General features: G+C 49.6%; 18 protein-coding genes and 1 pseudogene. 2 read left to right on the plus strand and 17 right to left on the minus strand.

The window, feature by feature from the left end; genetic code table 11:
• Positions 1 to 324: 324 nt before the first annotated feature.
• Positions 325 to 1116: a hypothetical protein gene (locus NZD86_RS12925; protein WP_268042240.1), complete on the minus strand. Its 792-nt coding sequence runs from the start codon at positions 1114 to 1116 to the stop codon at positions 325 to 327.
• Positions 1117 to 1524: 408 nt separating this feature from the next.
• Between NZD86_RS12925 and NZD86_RS12930 the strand changes: the two genes are divergently transcribed.
• The gene (locus tag NZD86_RS12930; protein ID WP_326492669.1) at positions 1525 to 1779 is read left to right on the plus strand and encodes a YggT family protein; all 255 of its coding nucleotides are present in this window, start codon (positions 1525 to 1527) and stop codon (positions 1777 to 1779) included.
• A gap of 80 nt (positions 1780 to 1859) precedes the next feature.
• On the opposite strand, the gene NZD86_RS12935 is transcribed toward NZD86_RS12930, so the two are convergent.
• Entirely contained in the window at positions 1860 to 3110 is a 1251-nt protein-coding gene (locus NZD86_RS12935) for a CYP152 family fatty-acid peroxygenase CypC (protein ID WP_268046874.1), read from the minus strand.
• Positions 3111 to 3373: 263 nt separating this feature from the next.
• Between NZD86_RS12935 and aceB the strand changes: the two genes are divergently transcribed.
• Positions 3374 to 4975 (plus strand): malate synthase A, encoded by a 1602-nt coding sequence (aceB, locus tag NZD86_RS12940; RefSeq protein WP_268042244.1) that lies wholly within the window; start codon positions 3374 to 3376, stop codon positions 4973 to 4975.
• Between the two features lie 124 nt (positions 4976 to 5099).
• Here aceB and NZD86_RS12945 read toward each other — a convergent pair whose 3' ends face one another.
• The 15 genes and pseudogenes from NZD86_RS12945 to NZD86_RS13010 all read right to left on the minus strand — a co-directional run bounded on the left by NZD86_RS12945 (position 5100) and on the right by NZD86_RS13010 (position 19712).
• The gene (locus NZD86_RS12945; protein WP_268042246.1) at positions 5100 to 6341 is read right to left on the minus strand and encodes a ParM/StbA family protein; all 1242 of its coding nucleotides are present in this window, start codon (positions 6339 to 6341) and stop codon (positions 5100 to 5102) included.
• 155 nt (positions 6342 to 6496) lie between these two features.
• Positions 6497 to 6973: a DinB family protein gene (locus NZD86_RS12950; protein WP_268042248.1), complete on the minus strand. Its 477-nt coding sequence runs from the start codon at positions 6971 to 6973 to the stop codon at positions 6497 to 6499.
• Positions 6970 to 7524 (minus strand): GNAT family N-acetyltransferase, encoded by a 555-nt coding sequence (locus NZD86_RS12955; RefSeq protein ID WP_268042250.1) that lies wholly within the window; start codon positions 7522 to 7524, stop codon positions 6970 to 6972. The genes NZD86_RS12950 and NZD86_RS12955 overlap by 4 nt, the downstream gene beginning before the upstream one ends.
• Before the next feature lie 172 nt (positions 7525 to 7696).
• The gene (locus NZD86_RS24760) at positions 7697 to 8230 is read right to left on the minus strand and encodes a GNAT family N-acetyltransferase (protein WP_407655162.1); all 534 of its coding nucleotides are present in this window, start codon (positions 8228 to 8230) and stop codon (positions 7697 to 7699) included.
• Positions 8231 to 8364: 134 nt separating this feature from the next.
• Entirely contained in the window at positions 8365 to 9141 is a 777-nt protein-coding gene (locus NZD86_RS12960; RefSeq protein ID WP_268042252.1) for an IclR family transcriptional regulator, read from the minus strand.
• 45 nt (positions 9142 to 9186) lie between these two features.
• The gene (locus NZD86_RS12965; protein ID WP_268042254.1) at positions 9187 to 10674 is read right to left on the minus strand and encodes an FAD-linked oxidase C-terminal domain-containing protein; all 1488 of its coding nucleotides are present in this window, start codon (positions 10672 to 10674) and stop codon (positions 9187 to 9189) included.
• Entirely contained in the window at positions 10671 to 12020 is a 1350-nt protein-coding gene (locus NZD86_RS12970) for a (Fe-S)-binding protein (protein ID WP_268042256.1), read from the minus strand. The genes NZD86_RS12965 and NZD86_RS12970 overlap by 4 nt, the downstream gene beginning before the upstream one ends.
• Positions 12017 to 13336, minus strand: a complete 1320-nt coding sequence (locus tag NZD86_RS12975) for an FAD-binding oxidoreductase (protein WP_268042258.1) — start codon at positions 13334 to 13336, stop codon at positions 12017 to 12019. The genes NZD86_RS12970 and NZD86_RS12975 overlap by 4 nt, the downstream gene beginning before the upstream one ends.
• Before the next feature lie 73 nt (positions 13337 to 13409).
• Entirely contained in the window at positions 13410 to 15077 is a 1668-nt protein-coding gene (locus NZD86_RS12980; protein WP_268042260.1) for an L-lactate permease, read from the minus strand.
• A gap of 708 nt (positions 15078 to 15785) precedes the next feature.
• On the minus strand, positions 15786 to 16805 hold the full coding sequence (locus NZD86_RS12985) for a Delta(5) desaturase DesA (protein WP_268042262.1): 1020 nt from the start codon (positions 16803 to 16805) through the stop codon (positions 15786 to 15788).
• 177 nt (positions 16806 to 16982) lie between these two features.
• The gene (locus NZD86_RS12990) at positions 16983 to 17177 is read right to left on the minus strand and encodes a cold-shock protein (protein ID WP_268042264.1); all 195 of its coding nucleotides are present in this window, start codon (positions 17175 to 17177) and stop codon (positions 16983 to 16985) included.
• Positions 17178 to 17456: 279 nt separating this feature from the next.
• Positions 17457 to 17852, minus strand: coding sequence for a VOC family protein (locus tag NZD86_RS12995; RefSeq protein ID WP_268046875.1), 396 nt, complete (start codon positions 17850 to 17852; stop codon positions 17457 to 17459).
• A 120-nt stretch (positions 17853 to 17972) separates the two neighbouring features.
• Positions 17973 to 18458: pseudogene (locus NZD86_RS13000) on the minus strand (N-acetyltransferase family protein); the annotation flags it as partial.
• A complete protein-coding gene (locus NZD86_RS13005; RefSeq protein ID WP_268042266.1) occupies positions 18424 to 19056 on the minus strand; it encodes an FMN-binding negative transcriptional regulator in 633 nt (210 codons plus the stop codon). The pseudogene NZD86_RS13000 and the gene NZD86_RS13005, both read right to left, overlap by 35 nt.
• Positions 19057 to 19109: 53 nt before the next feature.
• Entirely contained in the window at positions 19110 to 19712 is a 603-nt protein-coding gene (locus NZD86_RS13010; protein ID WP_407655163.1) for a DNA-3-methyladenine glycosylase, read from the minus strand.
• Between the last annotated feature and the right edge of the window lie 127 nt (positions 19713 to 19839).

Raw genomic sequence — 19839 nt, forward strand, 5'->3', positions numbered from 1 at the left:
AGATGAAGTAGGTGCGATGCTCGATTGTCGTATCTTGTATATGATATTCAAGATGCTGTACGTAATATTCGATTATTCTGTACGAAGCGCTTGATTTGTGGGTGTTTTTCATGAGGAAAAATTTTGGTTACAACTTTTTTATAATCTCGATGGATTTCCCGTTACTTTAAGACGTAATCTGCATTACCCAGACTTTTTCGACCGGGTGGAACTCATAGGGGGCTTTGTGGCATATTCGATCCAAGTTTTTCTATGTATGCACTCCCTCCCTTACTTGCACGTGCAGCAAAGGCGATGAGATTCTGTATCCCATCGCCGTTTCGCTTAAGACGTAAAGGATGGAAGTCTAGCGCTTGTTGAGACGGTAATCGTACTTACCTGTGAACTTCTGTTCCCATCGTTTAGTACGACTGCATATTGACCAGCTCTTGTAGCTCGAAATACATGGTCCGTCATCGCCGCTATATTGTTCGCCGGGCCCGTGGCGTTCGCATCGATACCTGTGTCCCTTCCTGCTATCGTTCCAGCACCTGCACCCGCTGCAGTACCACCTGCTGCACCGCGTCCGGCGGTACCAATTCCACCTATATCAGTCGATCCCGGCAGCATCGTGCCCCCGAGTGTCGCATTGGCGAATCTCCCTTGGTTAACCCCGCCGTTCGCCGCAGTTCTACCACGTCCTCCTTGCGTATTATCGGCCGGTCCTGCACCTGCATGTTGGTTTACAGTCACGGCAACGTTGTTGTTAGCTGGTCCCTGTATACGAACTACCCATCCAGTAGGCACCGTAAGGTGTGAAACATGACTGGTCATAGCCGCAGTTGTGTTTGTGGCTGTTCCTGTATTAGCGAATCGCAAATAAATCGTCCTGTTTGCCGAATCCACCTGAACTGTGTGCTGCCCAACAGTGGATCCTGTTGTACGTACGGTTGTGTTCGTTCTGGTATCACCGTTTCCCAGGCCAGTAGCATTTCCGATAGCGTTTGCTCCTTGACCAATTCCGTTTCCGATTCCTCCAGCGAAACCACCGGCGGTGTTATTCACAGCATTACCACAACCCGCTAGCGATAACAAAACGGAGCACGTAAGCACAAGTGCACATACTTTCCTCTTCATCAGACCCCTCCTTTTTCGACTTCGATACAGGTTCCCCCACCAGTTTTTCACCTATCCACAACGACATACGAATTTATTGGGAGAACGTCTAGTAATAGTGGCCATTCGTAAATGCTTATCTTCTGCCTCAATTTTTCCCATACGTGGCTGTCATGGCTCGTCCATGTTTTCGCACCCACGAGTGGGTTACCTCTCTAATCCCACATTGGACATTTGAACGATTGGACATTTGAACGGAATCCCAAAACATTAATCTAACTAGAAGCGACATAAAAATGGTACGATCCATAAGAAACGAGTTTTCAATCGGGGCATGTTAGCGAATTGACTGAACAAAAGCCTGCAAGGTTAAACTTCAAAAAAATCATGATATCAAGAAAGGAAACTGTTATGGCTCTAACCATTTACATGGTACTAAGTTACTGCTTCCGAATTTACTCATATATGATGTTGGTTTGGATCATCATGTCCTGGATACCGAACATGCGTTATTCCAGGATCGGTACGCTACTCGGAAAACTGGTCGATCCGTACTTCTCGATATTCCGACGCTTTATTCCTCCCTTGGGAGGAATCGATCTTTCGCCCATTGTTGCATTTTTTGTCTATCGCATAATTGTTAGTCTGATTCTTGGGCAAGTTCTCCCTTTTATCCTGCGTTGAGGGGTATATATAATTTCAAGACAATAAACGACCGCGCCGATGATCAACCATTTCAGGCGCGGTCTGTATCTGAAAACAATTCATTTTCTCCTAACATTAGTCATCACAAATCCGCTTTCGGGGAACGTTGGCATTCGTGTGAGACTATAGGTCAAATCCTGGGGCGGAACGTCAAACTGTATCTTCTCGACAAGGAATTTTAAGGTAGCCTTCATGACTTCGACTGTGATCCCTTCGCCCGGACAGCGATGTCCAGTAGCTGGGTCTCCTCCGCCTTGGGGAATGAAATCAAACAAACTCCCCTTCCACTCCTTGAACCGTTCCGGCCGGAATTCATTTGGATTCTGCCAGAGCCGAGAATCGTGGTTCGTCCCGTACATGTCAAGGATGACGAGCATGCCCTGTTCGAACTCACATTCATTCCAAACAAAGTCCTTTCGTACCCTTGCACCGACAAAGGGGCCAAACGGGTAAAAGCGTCGCACTTCCTGTACGAACATTTCGGCGTACTTGTCGTCACCTGTCTGCAACTTCTCCTTACAATCCGGATGCTCATGTAACGCTAAAGCCGTGAAAGTAATGAATGTTGAAATAGCTACAATGGGCCGTAATACGTTGATGAGTTCAACTGCGGCCATTTGGGTATCCAACTGTCTTCCACCAAATTCAGTGTAAAAAGCCATCGCTTGCAGTGCGGAGCCTTCCGGAACTTTCAATTCACCAGTTCGGACGTCGCCTATGACCTGCTTGATCCACTCTTCCGCCCTGGTTCTTGCTCTTCTTCCTTTCCAGTGCCGTGGTCCAACCGCTCCGAAAGCGTCAACCATGTCACTGAAGTCATCCGCGCGCTGTTTAATTTCCGATTTCTGTAAGGGAACTCCAGCCCACTGGCACGCTACCTGGCATAAAAGATTCTTGGCTTCATCAAAAAGTACGATCTGCTTCGACTTTTCCCATCGCGTGATCGAGCTTAGCCACGCGTCCATGGTAAGCTCAGCTAGTCGTTTTTGATGTGGTGGCGTCATGAGCGACATAAATAGAAGCTTCCGGTGAATATGCGCCTCACCGTCCATAGACTGGATCGCATTGACGCCAAATAGTGTTTTTTGAACTCGTTTCGGCGCGGCACCATATCGCTGAAATCGTTGCGGATCGTAAAAGACCTTGGCCGCTTCTTCTCCACTCATACAAATCACCTTCTGGCCCAATAAGCGCGCCTCAAATACATCCGACCGATATCCTTCGGTCCTGTTTTTAATAAACAAGTATCCCTCTTGCAGTAGAGCAAGACTGTTATCGAGGCTTTTATCGCGTGGGACTTCCTCGTTCATTGACAAAGTTTCATTCCCCTTTTTTGTACTCGGCAGTTCGTATACGTGTCTAATAAGTCATCTAGTACATTGAACCGGTGGACAAAATCAGCCTCCGCAAGACCCTATTTAAGTATGAAACGTCCTTGTGTTTTTAAACGTAAAATTCGTTTGTTCCACAATGCAGAACACAGTTTCCTAATACACAACCATTTGATATACTCAAAGTGTGAATTAAGCAATATTTCTAAATTATTCTTTGCCGAATAAGGAGGTATTGTTGAATGAGTCAATATACTTGTCGAGAAGGCGTTCAGATCGTCGGTGATTTTAAACCAGAATACGCGGAAATCCTAACACCTGAAGCGTTGGAGCTTGTCGTCAAACTCACTCGTGCGTTTGACGGCCGACGCCAAAAATTGTTGCAACGACGTGCCGAGCGCCAGGCCGAGATCGATGGGGGCCAGATGCCCAACTTCTTGCCTGAGACGGAGAACATCCGCAAAGGTAACTGGACAGTTGCTCCAATTCCCTCCGATTTACAGGACCGTCGCGTTGAAATCACAGGTCCGTCTGGTGATCGAAAAATGGTCATCAATGCGTTTAACTCCGGTGCGAGTTGCTTCATGGCAGACTTTGAAGATGCCAACTCGCCAACATGGGAAAATACGATTGAAGGGCAGCTCAACCTTCGCGATTCAATCAATCGCCGGATCGACTACACAAGCCCAGAGGGCAAACACTATACGTTGAATGACAAAATTGCCACACTTATCGTTCGGCCGCGGGGCTGGCATTTACCTGAGAAACACGTCCTCATCGACGGCAAGCCAGCTCCCGGTGGCATCTTTGATTTCGCCTTGTATTTTTATCACAATACGAAAACGCTCCTGAATAATGGCTCTGGACCGTACTTTTATCTGCCGAAACTCGAATCCCATCTAGAAGCGCGCCTGTGGAATGACGTGTTCATCATGGCCCAGGACGAACTTGGAATACCCCAAGGTACGATCAAGGCAACTGTGCTGCTCGAGACAATACTCGCCTCCTTCGAGATCGACGAAATAATTTATGAGCTTCGCGAACATATGGCTGGAATTAACTGCGGCCGCTGGGATTATATTTTCAGCTACATTAAAAAGTTGCGGAACAAGCCGGATGTAATTCTGCCGGATCGTGCGCTCGTCACGATGACCGTGCCATTCATGCGCGCCTACACACTACTCACCATTCAGACCTGCCATAAGCGGAATGCTCATTGTATCGGTGGCATGGCTGCCCAGATTCCTGTCAAGAACGATCCAGTCGCCAATGAAGAAGCCCTGGCCAAGGTTCGTGCGGACAAAGAACGCGAAGCTCGCGACGGCCACGATGGAACGTGGGTCGCACATCCGGCGCTGGTGCCTGTTGCGAAGGCCGTATTCGACGAACTGATGCCACAGCCTAATCAAGTTGATCGCAAACTGGAAGACGTTCACGTCACCGCCGCCCAATTGATCGAGGTTCCGGAAGGCCCCATTACCGAGGCGGGACTTCGGACCAACGTCAGCGTTGGCGTTCAGTACACAGAAGCATGGCTTCGCGGGTTTGGCGCTGTCCCAATCTTCAACTTGATGGAAGATGCAGCCACCGCGGAAATCTCGCGCGCCCAAGTCTGGCAATGGATTCATCACCCGCGCGGCATCCTAGCCGACGGCGGCAAAGTAACTGTCGAATTATTCAATCAGGTGTTGACGGAGGAACTTGCCAAGGTAAAGGCGGCTATCGGTGAGGACCAGTACAACGCTGGTAAATTCGATCTCGCCAGTGACCTGTTCACCAAGATCACACTGAGTGATGAGTTTGTTGACTTCCTAACGTTACCAGGCTACGACTACATCGACTAACATGAAACGATTCCGAAGCAGTTCCTAAGGGGCATCTTTTGGATGCCCCTTATCTGATTCTGCTATTCAATGTGATCGCGAGAGATGAAAGCACCTAAATCCTCTCTCGCGCACGCGTTAGTTGTTACGCTCCACGACCGACTTGACGACGCAAGCTTGGCGTTTGTTTTACGGGCGTGTGTGTGTCTTTCCATTCCCGTCCTTCCAATTTTGGTGTATCGGATGTCGATTGTTCGTGCTCAGTTTCCAAAATAGAAGCATCTTCCAGGTTTTCTTCAGTTGGTTCCTCCTCAATCGGCGGATCGTTCTGAACCGTTCCAGATGTCTCAACTGTGTTGTATGCTTCTTCCGGTTGTACTTCGTCCGAGAATGCCGATCCGGCAGTTAAACAGCCGATGGCATTCATCCATTGTGCGTTTTCCTGAAGAACTTCGTTGAAATGGAATCCTTTTAATTCAGCTTCCAATGAGGTGGCACCACCGCCTATCCAAAACAGGCCGCGAATGCGATTTTTACGCGCTCCCCACAATTCCGACAGTTGTGATTTCAAGAGTGCGGCCAGGTTCTGTTTGGCCTGCTTGACTTCGCGTGTAAAGTCCCATTCGCGATTCCCGTAAAATACTGTGCCCCTCTCAAGTACCTGATCTGCGAGATCCCGGTCCAGCATGTCTCCGGTTTGCGCCTCGAAACAACGACGAATGGTTTGCGTCAAGTCGCGTGTCCCGTGTGAAAGGGTACCGGATAGTTCTTCATGGACCATGAGGGCGTCACCGATGGGCTCCAGGACCACCACATCCACCGTGTCACCACCGATATCGACGATTGCGACATATCCATCTTTGTAGGTAAACAGGTCCTTATATTTTTTAGCAAGTGCGTATGCTGCGACGAGTCCTTGGGGATACGCGGTCACCGATCGGATTGTTATGTTACGAGGTTCGCGCCCCAGCACATCAACACGTTGTGTTGCCCCATCCAATCGCGCTGTGAGTTGATCCTTCACCATACCAAATTGGCTGTAGGGAAAATCGAGTACAAGGTCTACTGGTTCGTCGTCACGTACCAACAGCCCAAGCGTTGTCCAGATGATTCGTTCGGCAGACTCTGTTTTAAGTCTCTCCTTCCCGAACACATATTCCGGAAGGGCTCCAAAGCGTTCCGCCATCTTGCCAACATAATAGTGTTTGGATTGAACGCCATCGCGAAACGAAACCTGCAATGAGTCTGTGAGTACACTCTTTGTCTTGGACAGCGCGAACAGTTGACGACGTTTCCCTTCTGCTATTACGGACCGAAAGAGCACCCGTTCCCCGGTTTCGGAGATGGCTTTCACGTACTGGTTTCCTTGATCAATTGCAATTTTCATTCTCATTCCTCCTCGTCGGTACGGTTTTAATCTATGAGCACTTATGGTTATTGGTCACGTGCATATCCATTTCTCCCACGAATTGCTCCACCCTGATTAAATCTCCGTAGCCTTCGCATCTTTAAACTGTTCCAGTCAGCGATATCATACTGACGCTATTCGAACAGTCCTCTGTGAATGAGATTCGCCGTAACAGGCTGCCTACCAATTTCACGCGCCCACACAGAGATCTGTCCAATGTGGTGTATTTCGTGCACAATGACATGGCTTAATATCTCTCCATGACGAAAGGTCTCCGATACACCCGTCGCTGGATGAGTAACGTTTACAGTTTGCAGTTCCTGTTTATCCGTCCAGCCGTAGACAAAGTCTCTGACTTCAGGATGAAGCCTCTTGGATAGCGAGATGATTCGGGCAAGACTCGCATGTTGATCGAAGTCATCATCTATGTCAGGACGTCCTTTCAAATCACAAATCCAACTGTATTCGACCACAATGATGTGGAACAGTGTCTGGAGAATTCCACCAACACCTCCAACACGTGGTTTGAGCAATTCCTCTTCTGATACATCGTTACACCAAGAGAACCAATCATTACGAACCTGCCAGTTGTATTGAAATAGAGTCTTCATCGCCGACACCCTCCACTACGATTCTCCACGTATTTCCATTCATGAGCCAATATACTCATCTCGCAAAGATCCCAATAATCATTGCCGATTTTTCGAGCATCACGCAAGACGCCTTCCTTTGTGAAGCCCACTTTCTCGTACATCGCGATGGCTGATTGATTGAAATTGAATACGCCAAGACTAACCCTATGTAGTTGTAAGTTTTCAAATGCGATTTTCAATATCGCCTTCATCATACTTTGACCAATCCCTTGGCCTCTCATTGAGGGGTCTCCGACTAATACCTTTCCGATTCGGGCGGATTGATTTTTCATGTCGATTTGACCTAGAGATATGTGTCCAACAATTTTGTCGCTATATGAATGATAAACGCGGAATACCAAGATGTTAGAGTCAGGTCTATTTGCTTCAGCAATATACTGTTCTAACTGTTTGTCGTCTAAAGGATAATTAAATCTGGGGCCGCCCCACTGCAAGAGAAATTTAGGAGACTGAATCCATTCGATTAACTGCTGAAAATCCGAACGTTCAAAATACTGAAGTTCAACCATTTTGCCACTCCCGATTTATCTCGTGAACCGCAATGCATATGAATTACTACCGTGTCACTGGCATAATCATACTTTGTCCCACATACGTAGGAATCGTCACCAGGAGTCCTGTGCCGGTGCGAGAGCGAGGTATGATCCTGCGTTGCTGAACAATGGACCACTGATACATCGATTAAGTTAAACAATACGGACTCAGTTTCTTTTTCATAGTCACAGCAGGCAATATGACTCCCGTCCAATTCAGTGTAGTGTCTTCAAATTTGACAAATCCATTGCTAGTCCAGAAATTAAGTACGTGAGAGCTATAACCAACGACTACGTCCAGTCTTATGTACTTGCTCTGTCTAGACTTAGCATATTCTTCGAATGCACGGTAGACTTGTGTACCGAATCCCTTGTCTTTATAATCCCGGTGTATCATGAGCAAGGACAAGTAGGTTTCTTGGTCTACTTTAAAATCAATGATCCCAATTATTTTGCCCGAATCCTTTTCTACGACTTTACAGGAACAAAAACCAGCATTCCTCATGGATTCAAGTTCGTTGACGACCCATCGAAATTTAACCTGATTGCTACGCATGTGATTCTCTAAGAAGTGCGTGTTCGAATTGTACAGTTTGACTACATCATCTATATCGATCGGTTTAACCAAGCCTATGTATAAATCTTTTGATTCAAAAATCAAAATACTTCTCCCCTCATTCATTGAACCTCCTACAAAGTTATCCGTAGAACAGGCCCGGGCCGATCTCCCATGAAGCCGGGAATTCTGACACCCGTGCCCTTCTCCGAACCAAATTCACGCCTTTGAACGCGCGGATGGATTTTCATCCTGCAATATCAGCGGGTCTTCCAAACTTGGTAACCCAACCGCTCCGATATGCGTATCCCAGTTTCGGTCACGTGTGGCGCCAGTTCCCGAAGCCGTTCCGTCGTCATGCGAATATTCGGTCCAGACACGCTGCAGGCAGCTACGGCGCGGCGGTTATTATCCAAGATGGGCGCAGCTACACAGCAGATACCAAGCTCGTTTTCCTCCACGTCCATCGCGTAGCCGAGTTTACGAGTTTCTTCCAATGATTTCAGAAAACGATCGCGATCCGTGATTGTATACTCCGTTAACGGAGCCAGCCCATATCGCTCGACGATCCCGATGGCCTCCGTCACCGGCAGATATGCCAAGATGGCTTTACCGAGTCCAGTTGCATGGATTGGTACGCGTTTGCCAACACGTGAATGCATGCGGATGGTGTTCTGACTCTCTACCTTTTCCACATATACGATTTCACCCTGATCGACCAGGGCTAGGTGAACGACTTCATTTGAAGCCGCAGCGAGCTCCTGTAAAAACGGCATAGCCTCCCGCCGCAAGTCAATGGAAGCCAAGAGCTTCATGCCCAAATCGAGCAATCTGTAACCCAGCTTATACTTTCCGCTTCGAATGTCCTGCTCAATGTAGCCTCGATGCATTAGCGTCGTTAGCAGGCGGTGTACCGTACTCTTGTACATGCCGACCTGATTGGCTAGTTCTGTAATCGCAATACCCTCCGGATAATCGCTGACAACTTCCATCAGATAACATGCCTTATCAACTGATTTCACTGCGTATTCATCCACTATGTCAACAGGCCTCCTGCCCGTCAAATGGCCCAGTTTCCCCTGCTACTTACCAGGGGACGCGATCATCGTCTGTTCCTGGAATCCATCAAAAATCTCTGCATGTTGCTCAATGATCCGCTTCGCTTGCCGAACCTCCGCACACCGGCCCGGCTTGGGAATGAGTTTTCCCGAGTTGCACAGGTCCAGCGGGTTAAAGACACTGCGAATCTGAATTTGTGCTGACAAGTCCGCGTCGGAAAATACGAAGCGCATTTCTTCAATTTTTTCGACACCCACGCCGTGTTCCCCTGTAATGCTGCCGCCGACATCTGCGCACACTTTGAGAATGGCTGACCCAGCCGCGACGGCGCGCTCAGTCTCGCCGGGCACACGCGAATCGTAGCAGATGAGCGGATGTAGGTTCCCATCGCCAGCATGGAACACATTGGCGATCCGCAACCCTGACTCGCGACTGATCTCTGAAATACGAGTCAACACCTCCGTGAGCCTGGTTCTGGGGATAACCCCATCCTGCACGATATAGTCCGGTGAAATCCGTCCCATGGCACCAAAGGCCATTTTGCGGCTGCTCCACCACAGCGATCGCTCGGCATCTGAGCCCGCCACCTGAACGCTCCGCACATTGTGTTTTCTGCAGATTTCGACGATCAGCTCCGCCGATTCCTCCACACCAGCGCGAAGTCCGTCCACTTCAATGAGCAGTACGGCGTCGATATCAGTCGGGTAGCCGACATGGTAGTTGCTCTTGTCGACGGCCTGCATCGCAAGTTGGTCCATCATCTCCATGGCGGCCGGGATGATGCCCGCAGCAATCACGTCGCTGACCGTGTCGGATGCATCCGAGACGTTGTCATACATGGCCATGATGGTCTTGACTGCTTCCGGCTTCTGGAGAATGCGAACCGTGATGGCGGTCGCGATCCCCATTGTACCTTCCGAGCCAACGATCAGTCCGAGCACATCGTAGCCCAGCGCATCGCCGAAAGGGGATCCAACGTTCACGATCTCGCCCGTCGGCAGAACCACTTCCGCCGCAACAATGTGGTTGGTTGTTACCCCGTACTTCAAGCAGTGTGAGCCGCCCGCGTTCTCAGCCAGATTGCCACCGATGGTACACGCGGATTGACTCGATGGATCCGGCGCGTAATACCAGTTTTGAGGCGCGATCTTGCGCGTAAGCTGGAGGTTGATATGCCCCGGTTGGACCACCGCCCGCATGTTCTCATAGTCGACAGATAGGAACTTATCCATCTTCACCAAACTGATGATCACTTCGCCGTTGAGCGCCGTCGCGCCGCCGCTCAACCCAGTCCCAGCCCCACGGGGCAAAAATGGAATTTTGTGTTCGTGAAGGAGTTTTACGATACTTGCCACCTCGTCGGTCGTCTCCGGAAACACCACGGCGCGAGGCCGCGCCTTCTGTGCAACGTAGCCGTCGCACTCGTACGCAAGCAACTGATGTTCTCTATGAAGAACGCGCTGTTGTCCAAGGATGTTCTCCAGGGCCATAATCAGTTCGTCGTGGGTCATGACATCCTTTCCTCCCGCTGGTACGATTCATCGAGCAATTCGACAGTGTGCAGAACCTCCAAATCTGTCTTACGGCGATGCACACCGACCATGATCTGCATCATGCAGCCTGGATTGCCCATGGCGATCGCATCAACACCTGTCGGAATATCGTCCATTTTGCGTTCAAGCAGTTGGCCAGCCATGTCCGGATGCGTCAAATTGTAAATGCCTGCGCTGCCGCAGCAGCGATCGGAATCGGTCATTTCGACGAGTGTGAGTCCTGGGATCGATCTCAGCAATTCCCGAGGCTGCTGGCGTATTTTCTGAGCGTGGCAGAGATGACAAGCGTCGTGATAGGTAATGGTTCGATCCACCCGCCCGTTCGGTGGCTCGTAACCCACTTCTACAAGGAGTTCCGAGATGTCCCGGACCTTGCTGGAAAATTGCTTGGCTTTCTCCAAATACACCGGACCATCGTGGAACAATTCTGCGTATTCTTTGAGTGCCGCACCACAGCCCGCCGCATTGATGATGATGTAGTCCGCGCCAGACTCTAGAAATACATCGATGTTTTGTCGGGCCATCTCCCGTGCCTGATCCCGATCACCCGCGTGCACCTGCAACGCACCACAACAAAGTTGCTGTTTCGGCACGACAACCTCGAGACCGTTGCGGCCCGCAACCCGCGCGGTCGCCATGTTGACGTCCGAGAACATGACATCCATCACGCATCCTGTAAACAGCGCAGCCGTCGCCTTCTTTGGACCGCGCTTGACCGGAATTCGCTCCGGTAGGCCTTGTAACGCATTTTCCGCGGGAATGGATGGCATAATGGCCTCCATCTCCTGTAAGTGTTTCGGCATGATTCTCATCAATCCAGTCCCGCGCACGAGCGAACGCATGCCTGATTTTTGATAGAAACGCAAGAGCTTTCCGACTTTACGCAGTCGTTTCGGATGGGGGAAAATTCCCCTTAGAAACAACCTCTGCGTAAATCCTTGAATTCCGGTTGCCGGTTCGGCGTGGAATACCTGCCCGCGCGCCTCTTCAATTAGAATACCTACCTCTACGCCCGACGGACAAACGGTCTCGCAGGCGCGGCAATCAAGACAGTTGAAAACCGGATCGATGACGGATTCGTCAAGGGACAACCGACCTTCAGAAGCCGCCTTAATGAGGTACACGCGCCCGCGGGGGGACTCGTTCTCATCGCCAAGTTGTTGGTAGGTGGGGCAAACTTCGAGACAAAAGCCGCAGTGTACACACACGGAGTACTTGTCTTCTTCCGGTGCGTCGGGCCATTGAAAAGCGCTCTGACATGCCGGTGACGCCTGGTCGTCAAGTTGTATCTCGGCCACGATCATATCCCTCCCAAAAATCGACCCGGATTCATGATGTGTTGTGGGTCAATCGCTTCCTTGATCCGCTGGTGAATGACGAATCCGGATCCCGCGGCACCGAATGCATCCACTCGTTGTCGAAGTCCAACTGATCCATTTTCGATCACGACCGTGCCACCGTATCGAGCGACCACCGTTCGTAGGTTCGTGACGAAGATTACCTCGTCTTCCACCGACATTCCGGATGCGAAGACACGGGCCACGCCCGCTGCAGGCGTCACTGAAAAGTACGCATTCTTGGAGGTTCCGGGCAAGAATGACAGTGCTTCGTTTGACAGCGCAAGCGCACGATTCGGAGGCACCGAGTAACGGACACAGAGGTCGGTTGCAGCGGCTGTTGACCGGTAGCTTTGCCAGAATTCCTCTGCATCGTTTCCTTGAAGCACCTGATACGTGAGGCCGTTCTCATCTGCAAGTCGCTTTAATGCAGATGACTGGTACGCTGCTGCCGTAGGGTTCTCATGGCTCTCCACAGCCAGCGCCCATCTTCCGACATCCCCCAGCCCCTCGTATGCGCCATGCAGTGCTTCCATGCGACTCGGAATGAGGTGCGAATCGATAATCTGCGCTGTTACTCGGCCGACTTGGTCTGCGGATCCCGCAAGCAGACACAGCTCGGTATGGACAGGCAAAGGCCGCAATTTCACCGTGACTTCGGTAACGAACACAAGCGTTCCCAACGAGCCGATAAACAGCTTCGTCATATCGTAACCCGCGACATTTTTCACGACCTTCCCGCCCGCTTTAACCACTTCTCCATTCGGATATACGGATCGAAGACCAATCGTCAGGTCGCGGAGTGTGCCGTACATCGTCCGGAGTGGACCTGTGACACCCGTTTCAAGGATTCCGCCTACCGTTGCGTTCGGTTGACACACGGGGTCAATTGGGAACATTTGTCCATGCTGGCGCAGCACTTGCTGGAGTTCGCAAAGGGGTGTGCCGGGTTGCGTGGTGACGACGAGATCGGACGGGGAGTATTCTAGAATCCCATTCATACGTGTCGATTTCACAACGAGTTGGACTGAATTGGGCACGTTTCCAAACCCCGTCTGTGTCCCAGCACCAGTAGGACTTACAGTCCACCCGCTGGCATGGGCTAATTGAAGGATGCGAGCAACTTCATCTTCTGAATTGGGTTCCACAACGACAACTTCGTTCGGCCGCCCGTCCAGGGTTTCATATGCGTTTGGCTCGATGTTGACAAACTGGGCACCAACCAGAGAGGACAGTTCCCTTGCGATGACTGAAGACGAATCTTGAACACGTTGGTCCGCCACTTTGTAACCTCCTTCTCTTGGGGAGTCAAAAGGCAAGGGTCGCACAACCCCTTGCCTCTTCTGGACAGGCTGGTTAACTCGGGATCATCCCCGGGAACACATAGGCTTGTAGCGTTGTGATGATACAAACGATTAGGAGAAACCAGAGACTGTGCTTAATGGTAAAGCGATATAGATTGCCTTCCTGACCGACCAATCCCGTCGCAGATGTGCCGACCGCAATGGATTGCGGAGAAATCATTTTGCCCATGACACCGCCTGACGAGTTTGCACCCATGGTCAGGTACGGGCTTAAGTGAAGCTGTTGCGCAGTCAACTGCTGCAGGCTTCCAAACAGGAGATTCGACGACGTGTCACTACCTGTGAGAAAGACGCCGATCCAGCCCAGCAAAGGCGCAAAGAACGGAAAGAGAACGCCCGTTGCGGCGAGCGCCATCGCCATTGTCGCGGACATCCCGGAGTAGTTCATCAATTGACCAAAGCCCACGACACAAGCGATGGTCAACATCGGATAGCGCAACTCATAGAGTGTTCTGCCAAGCGTAGCAAGCCAACCCCTAAACGATTGACGACAGATGAACATCGTGATGAACGCAGCGATGAGGATGGCGGTGCCTGTGGCACCCAAAATGTCAAATTTGAAACTTGCCGTCAGCGCCGTTGGTTTGGCCGCAATGGGGGCGACCTTTAGGATTGCTTTGTCGAGATCGGGCCAATTAAACGTAATGGTGGCGTGAGCAAGCAGTTTTTTCACCGGGTCCAATGTCCAGATGATAATGACGACCGTCAAGACAAGAAACGGCGACCACGCGCGAAATACCTTGCCGCCAGTGAGATTTGGCTTGTTACCAGCCAAACCCGGCTCGAGGGATGCGGCCATTTGGGATCGACTGCTCTCCTGCTCTCCAGGAAAGCGAAAAATATGCTTAGGTTGCCAGAATCGAAGGAGAATGACCACGGCAATGAGGGAAACCAGCGATGCTAGAATATCGGGCAGTTCCGGCCCGACAAAGTTCGAGATCAAATACTGTGTAACTGCGAAGGATAAGCCCGCTGTTAGGGCCGCCGGAAACACATCGCGAAGGCCTTTCCAACCCGACATGACCACGACCAACCAAAACGGAAGGATCAGTGACATGACTGGTAACTGACGCCCAACCATCTGACTGATGAACATCGCATTTGAGTGCGTGGAGGTGGCCATGGCCGTAATGGGAATTCCGATGGCACCAAAGGCGACAGGTGCTGTGTCGGCAATGAGACATATACCAGCCGCATAGATCGGCTCGAATCCCAGCCCAACCAGCATGGCGCCTGCGATGGCCACAGGGGCTCCGAATCCAGCTGCACCTTCCAGAAACGCTCCAAATGAGAATGCGATGAGCAGCGCCTGGATACGACGGTCCTCCGTGAGACTGGAGATGCTTTGACGAATGATATCAAAATAGCCTGTCTTTTCTGTAATTTTGTACAAGAATACCGCAGCAACGACAATCCAGCCTATTGGCCAGAGACCGGTAAACATTCCATAGATAGTGGACGAGATCGATTTACCAAGCGGAAAGCGAAAAATGACAACGGAATCGATAATAGCCAGGATAACGGTCGTCACCGCCGCGGTGTGGCCCTTCATTCGTTTGATTGCGAGTGCCCAAAAAAAGTACAGAATTGGAACGACGGCTAACAATGCCGACCACCCTACGCTATGCGCTACAGGCGTATAATACTGACTCCAATGCAAATGACATTCCTCCATTCACATGAAAAACAATGTCCTCGCACGATTTGATAACGCTTACATAAAGTCCTACCTCCTTTCGAGTGACAAACTACCTCGTCGCACATGGGCCGCGCAAAAGGAGACAACACATCGACCCACGGTGTTCTGTTATACAGAACGGAGTTTCGGATTGGAATCACACCCCCGTTCGGGAGGAATTGCTCGAGGCTCTTTTATGAGATAATTATAAAAATATTACGTAAGTGTCAATCTGGGCCTCTCGCTCCAATCATACCAAATGTTATGCTTTAACTAGTCATCTGATGACCGAAAGAGAGAGCACCGACAGAGGTGTGACTTGGCCAACCGTTTGTTGTCGACGGACAGCAGACGAGTTGGTGAAAGTCACTAGCCTCCAGCAACATTCCTTAGTTGCATGCTGACACGAAGCACCCATTATGGTTCAAAGCGGTAATACAGGCCAGAAACTTTTGACCTGTATTACAGTTTGCTATTTAATTGAGGGTTTTGCAGAATTATCTTTTCGAAGTTAATCCGAATGTATATAGCGCATGATATGTCTCTAGAACGCTATATGTAGCGTTCGTTGAGGTGCTGAAGGCTATTCTGCAAAACGCTCAATTAGCAGTCCTGTCGCAGAATGCATTCTCCTTCAGCTGAGACCCCAAACATAACACGATGGACGTGTGACGAATATCAACACTGATCCTATATCTTCACCTTAGATTTTAGTTCGACAATGTGCTTAAATCCGATGAATTTCTTGTTCTCTTCGTCCCAAACACGGTATCGCAGTGAACGTAAACTGGAGAACAGTCCGATTGTTGGAACATCCTGAAGATACAAATGATCGTCGTAGAGCCGTTGTAGATGATAGTTGGGAATTCGAGGGCCAAGGTGGTGAATATGATGAAATCCGATATTCCCTGTTATCCATTGCAATATCTTCGGCAATTTATAAAATGAGCTGCCGTGAAGGGCTGCAGATACATAGTTCCAATTCTCCGTCTTCTCGAAGTAACTGTCCTCAAACTGGTGTTGGACGTAAAACAGCCAAATACCCGCCATTCCTGAAAGATAGAGAATCGGTCCTTCAACCAGAAGAAACGACTGCCAACCTAACAGCCAGCAAAACAGTCCCACCATGCCGATAAGAGCCACACTTGTTAAATGGGTGCTCAAGCGCTCTCTTCGTCCGGCACCCTTTCTGTTAAACCGGTATAGAATCAAAAGAATCAAAATGGGTCCCAGTCCGAACATGACAAACGGGTTCCGATACAGTCGATAATAGACTCGGCGAAACAGGGGTAATGCCAAGTACTCATCAACGGTAAGAGTGAGAATATCCCCTGTGCCTCTGCGAGTTAAGTTACCATTTGTTGCATGGTGTACGCTGTGTTCGTATTTCCACTGATGATAGGGAAAGAAAGTAAGCAAACCTGTAAGCATTCCGACAATTTCATTGGCCCAACGGCTTTTGAAGAAGGAATGGTGACAACAGTCATGAAATATGACAAATATCCGAACCAAAAGACCAGATGCCGGAACGGTCAAGGCCAGTGTAATCCACACGGACAAAGAAAGACTCAGGTACGCCAAATACCACAGCACAAAAAACGGCACGATCGTGTTGATGAGTTGCCACAGGCTCTTCCTGATATTCGAACTTTGATAAGGCGCAATGTCACTTTTCCAACTGGATTGTTCTTTGTGACTGCCTATAACCATCTTCCTCTCTCGTTTCAAACAGAAGGGGTACATAGCCCAAAGGTCTTGATTTCGGGAAATAATCGAAAAGCGCGATTGGGGATTTAAAGCCAAAACGAATCGAACCTGTATCAAAATGGGGGATAAACAGAACGTCGAACTCTTTTCATTTGGTGGTTCCTCACGAATCCATTTTGCTTATGCAACGTTGGCTGCTTGCGGACCTTTTGGACCTTGAACAATATCAAACGTCACACGTTGACCTTCCCTAAGGGACTTGTAGCCATCTCCTTGAATTGCGCTAAAGTGTACAAATACATCTTCCCCGCCTTCAACTTCAATGAACCCAAAACCCTTTTCTGAGTTAAACCATTTTACCGTTCCTTGAGTCAAAAAAATCCCTCCGAGTGCTCAATGAGCACCAAGTGATTGTTCAACTGTTAAAATATGAAAACCGTCCTGTTCTGCTTCCACATGAGGCGCAGAAAGAACGGCTCAATATTTTATATCATAAGCACGATGGCTCTTGAACATGTTTTTATGGTACTCCAGACAATCAGAAACATCAAGCCATTCTCATTTTTGAAACCGAGAACAAGCTCTAGCCGTGAATACGCCGTCCCTAAGACGATGATTTTCAAGGCTCACAGTCTCACAAGCTAATCACCTACCTTAAGGTGCCACGACTTCCACTTTAATCCGGTCCGGATCTTCGAAGAATACAGCATAATGGTCTGGACCACCGGCATATGGATGTCGATCCTTATATAACATCTGCACACCCCGGTCTCGCAACAAACGTGTCAACTCGTCCACTTGTCTACGGGAGCCGGCATATAAGGCCAAGTGATTTAACCCGATTCGCTTCCGATGATATCCGGAGCCTGTATACTTGGGATCAGTTTGAACCAGTACAAGATATGCATCTCGTTTTCGCCAACTGTGTCCTTCGGGCCATTCCTGATAGGATTCATAACCTAAAAATTCGAGAAGCCAGCCCCAAAATTCGCACGATGTACGCAGACTGGACACGTTGATTTCCACATGATGAAACGCTCCAGTTTGGATTGGGACGTAATTCTCTGGAACGGCCACCTCTGGTGACGTTAACAGCTTGTAGTGTAGCACGGTGTCGTGCAGCGTGCCATCCGCTGACCTAGCGTAGTGTGGAATCCGGCCGGCTTCAGTGAATCCGCATGATCGATACAACGCATTCGACGGATCGCCAACACGGATATCCAAAACAAGGAGAGATCGATTCAATTCAACAGCCTTCTGTTCCGCTGCAACCATTAAGCGTCGTGCAATACCCAATCGCCGTTTGTGCGGATGAACCATCAATTTGGCTATTTCCGCCCGATGATCCCCATTTTGTGTTGTACAGAGATTAAGTTGCACCGTTCCAACAATCTCGCCATGAGATCGGGCGATCCACACCTTCACCCCTGCGGCCATAACACCCTGCCAGTATTTACGAGCATCCTCGTTACTGAGCGGTGGCAGAAAACCAATGGATGCCCCATCACTCACAACAGCAATTAACAATGAGCAGAGAGAGTTCAAATCTTCGCCGTTGCATTCCGTGACCTCACTTATTTGCACGACATTCTGCATCGAAGTACTCCCACACCCCAATTGATCATTCTCCAGTATGACCACCTCCGGTCGTACCATCCAACCGCGCCTGCATTAGTCGGGCTACGCTTCTAGCCCCATGGTCCTCATATTGGCGCAATTTTGTGATAACACGTTGCTGAACCTCCGACGGCTTATTCTGGCTGAGTTTTGCTGCACCTTGTACGCTCGTAATGTGGATCTTAACACCGACAATCGCCTTCATCATGTTACGATAAAACGGATCGTTGGCCTGGGATAACAATTCGGAATCTGGCTCATAAAACCGTATCGTTTTATCGAGTAGGCTCGCTAATTCATCCTCATTTTCGATCACGGCACACGTACCATACACGTGGACTGCAACGTAGTTCCACGTCGGCACAGAAGCGGACACTTCGTACCACGAAGGAGAAATGTAAGCATGCGGACCAGAAAATGTCACCAGCACAGTTTGGCCGTCTATATTCCGCCATTGAGGATTCGCTTTTGCCATGTGCCCGAGGAGAACATGTCGCTCCGGATCATAAATGAAAGGAACATGAGTGGCCACAGGTCGTTCATCACAGATACTTACCAACATGCCAAAACTATGAGTTTGGATGAAGCTATCGATCTCTGACGAATCGTTCATCTCGAATGATTTCGGTATGTACACGCGCTAGCCCCTCTCTTATAGCTGATCAATAGAAATGTCGTACTTGCTAAAGTTCATTCCCCTTGACGTCGTGTCTTTGACACGAACCGATTGCCGCTCACCCAAAACCGCCACGGATAATCCCGAGCTTCCCCACTATTCTCTATACCGATCCTTCTACCAACAGAAACACTTTCGATTTCCTTCCCTTCAGCTACAAACAAAGGCCGTGCAAACAGAGGTCGTCCATAATCAGCCTTCTCTATGCCGAGTGCTTTAGTGAGTTTTCCAGGGCCATTTGTGAGCTCCTCTTTCCTTTTATCCGTACCTCGCCGGGCATACATCAGCTCAATCCCGCAAAATGGTTCAAGTGCCCGAATCAAAACAACCTCAGGATGATTTACCGGTCCGCTCACCACGTTAATCAAGCAATGTGTATGCATGACGTACGTATACACGTACCCAGGAGGACCAAACATCACATCCGTTCTTGCTGTCCGTCGATTTCCATAACTATGAGCCGCGCGATCCGCTGGCCCTATGTAACCCTCTGTTTCCACAATCCATCCTGCAGTGATGCCTGCCCTCGTCTCCTTCACAAGTAACTTTCCAAGCAGAGAGCGTGCAAGCTCAAGCGTGGGCATATCAAAAAATGAGCTATCAATAGGTTGAAGCAATAGCCTGTCCACCTTTTTGGGAATCATCTCTAGTGATCTTGATCAACCAGTCGCTGCGCAATCGGCAACCCGGGAGTCATATGTTCACCGTAATGTACCCATCAAGGGGTTGCCATGAAATCCCTCA

Origin of the sequence: Alicyclobacillus dauci (genome assembly GCF_026651605.1) — a bacterium.
Lineage (GTDB): Bacteria > Bacillota > Bacilli > Alicyclobacillales > Alicyclobacillaceae > Alicyclobacillus > Alicyclobacillus dauci.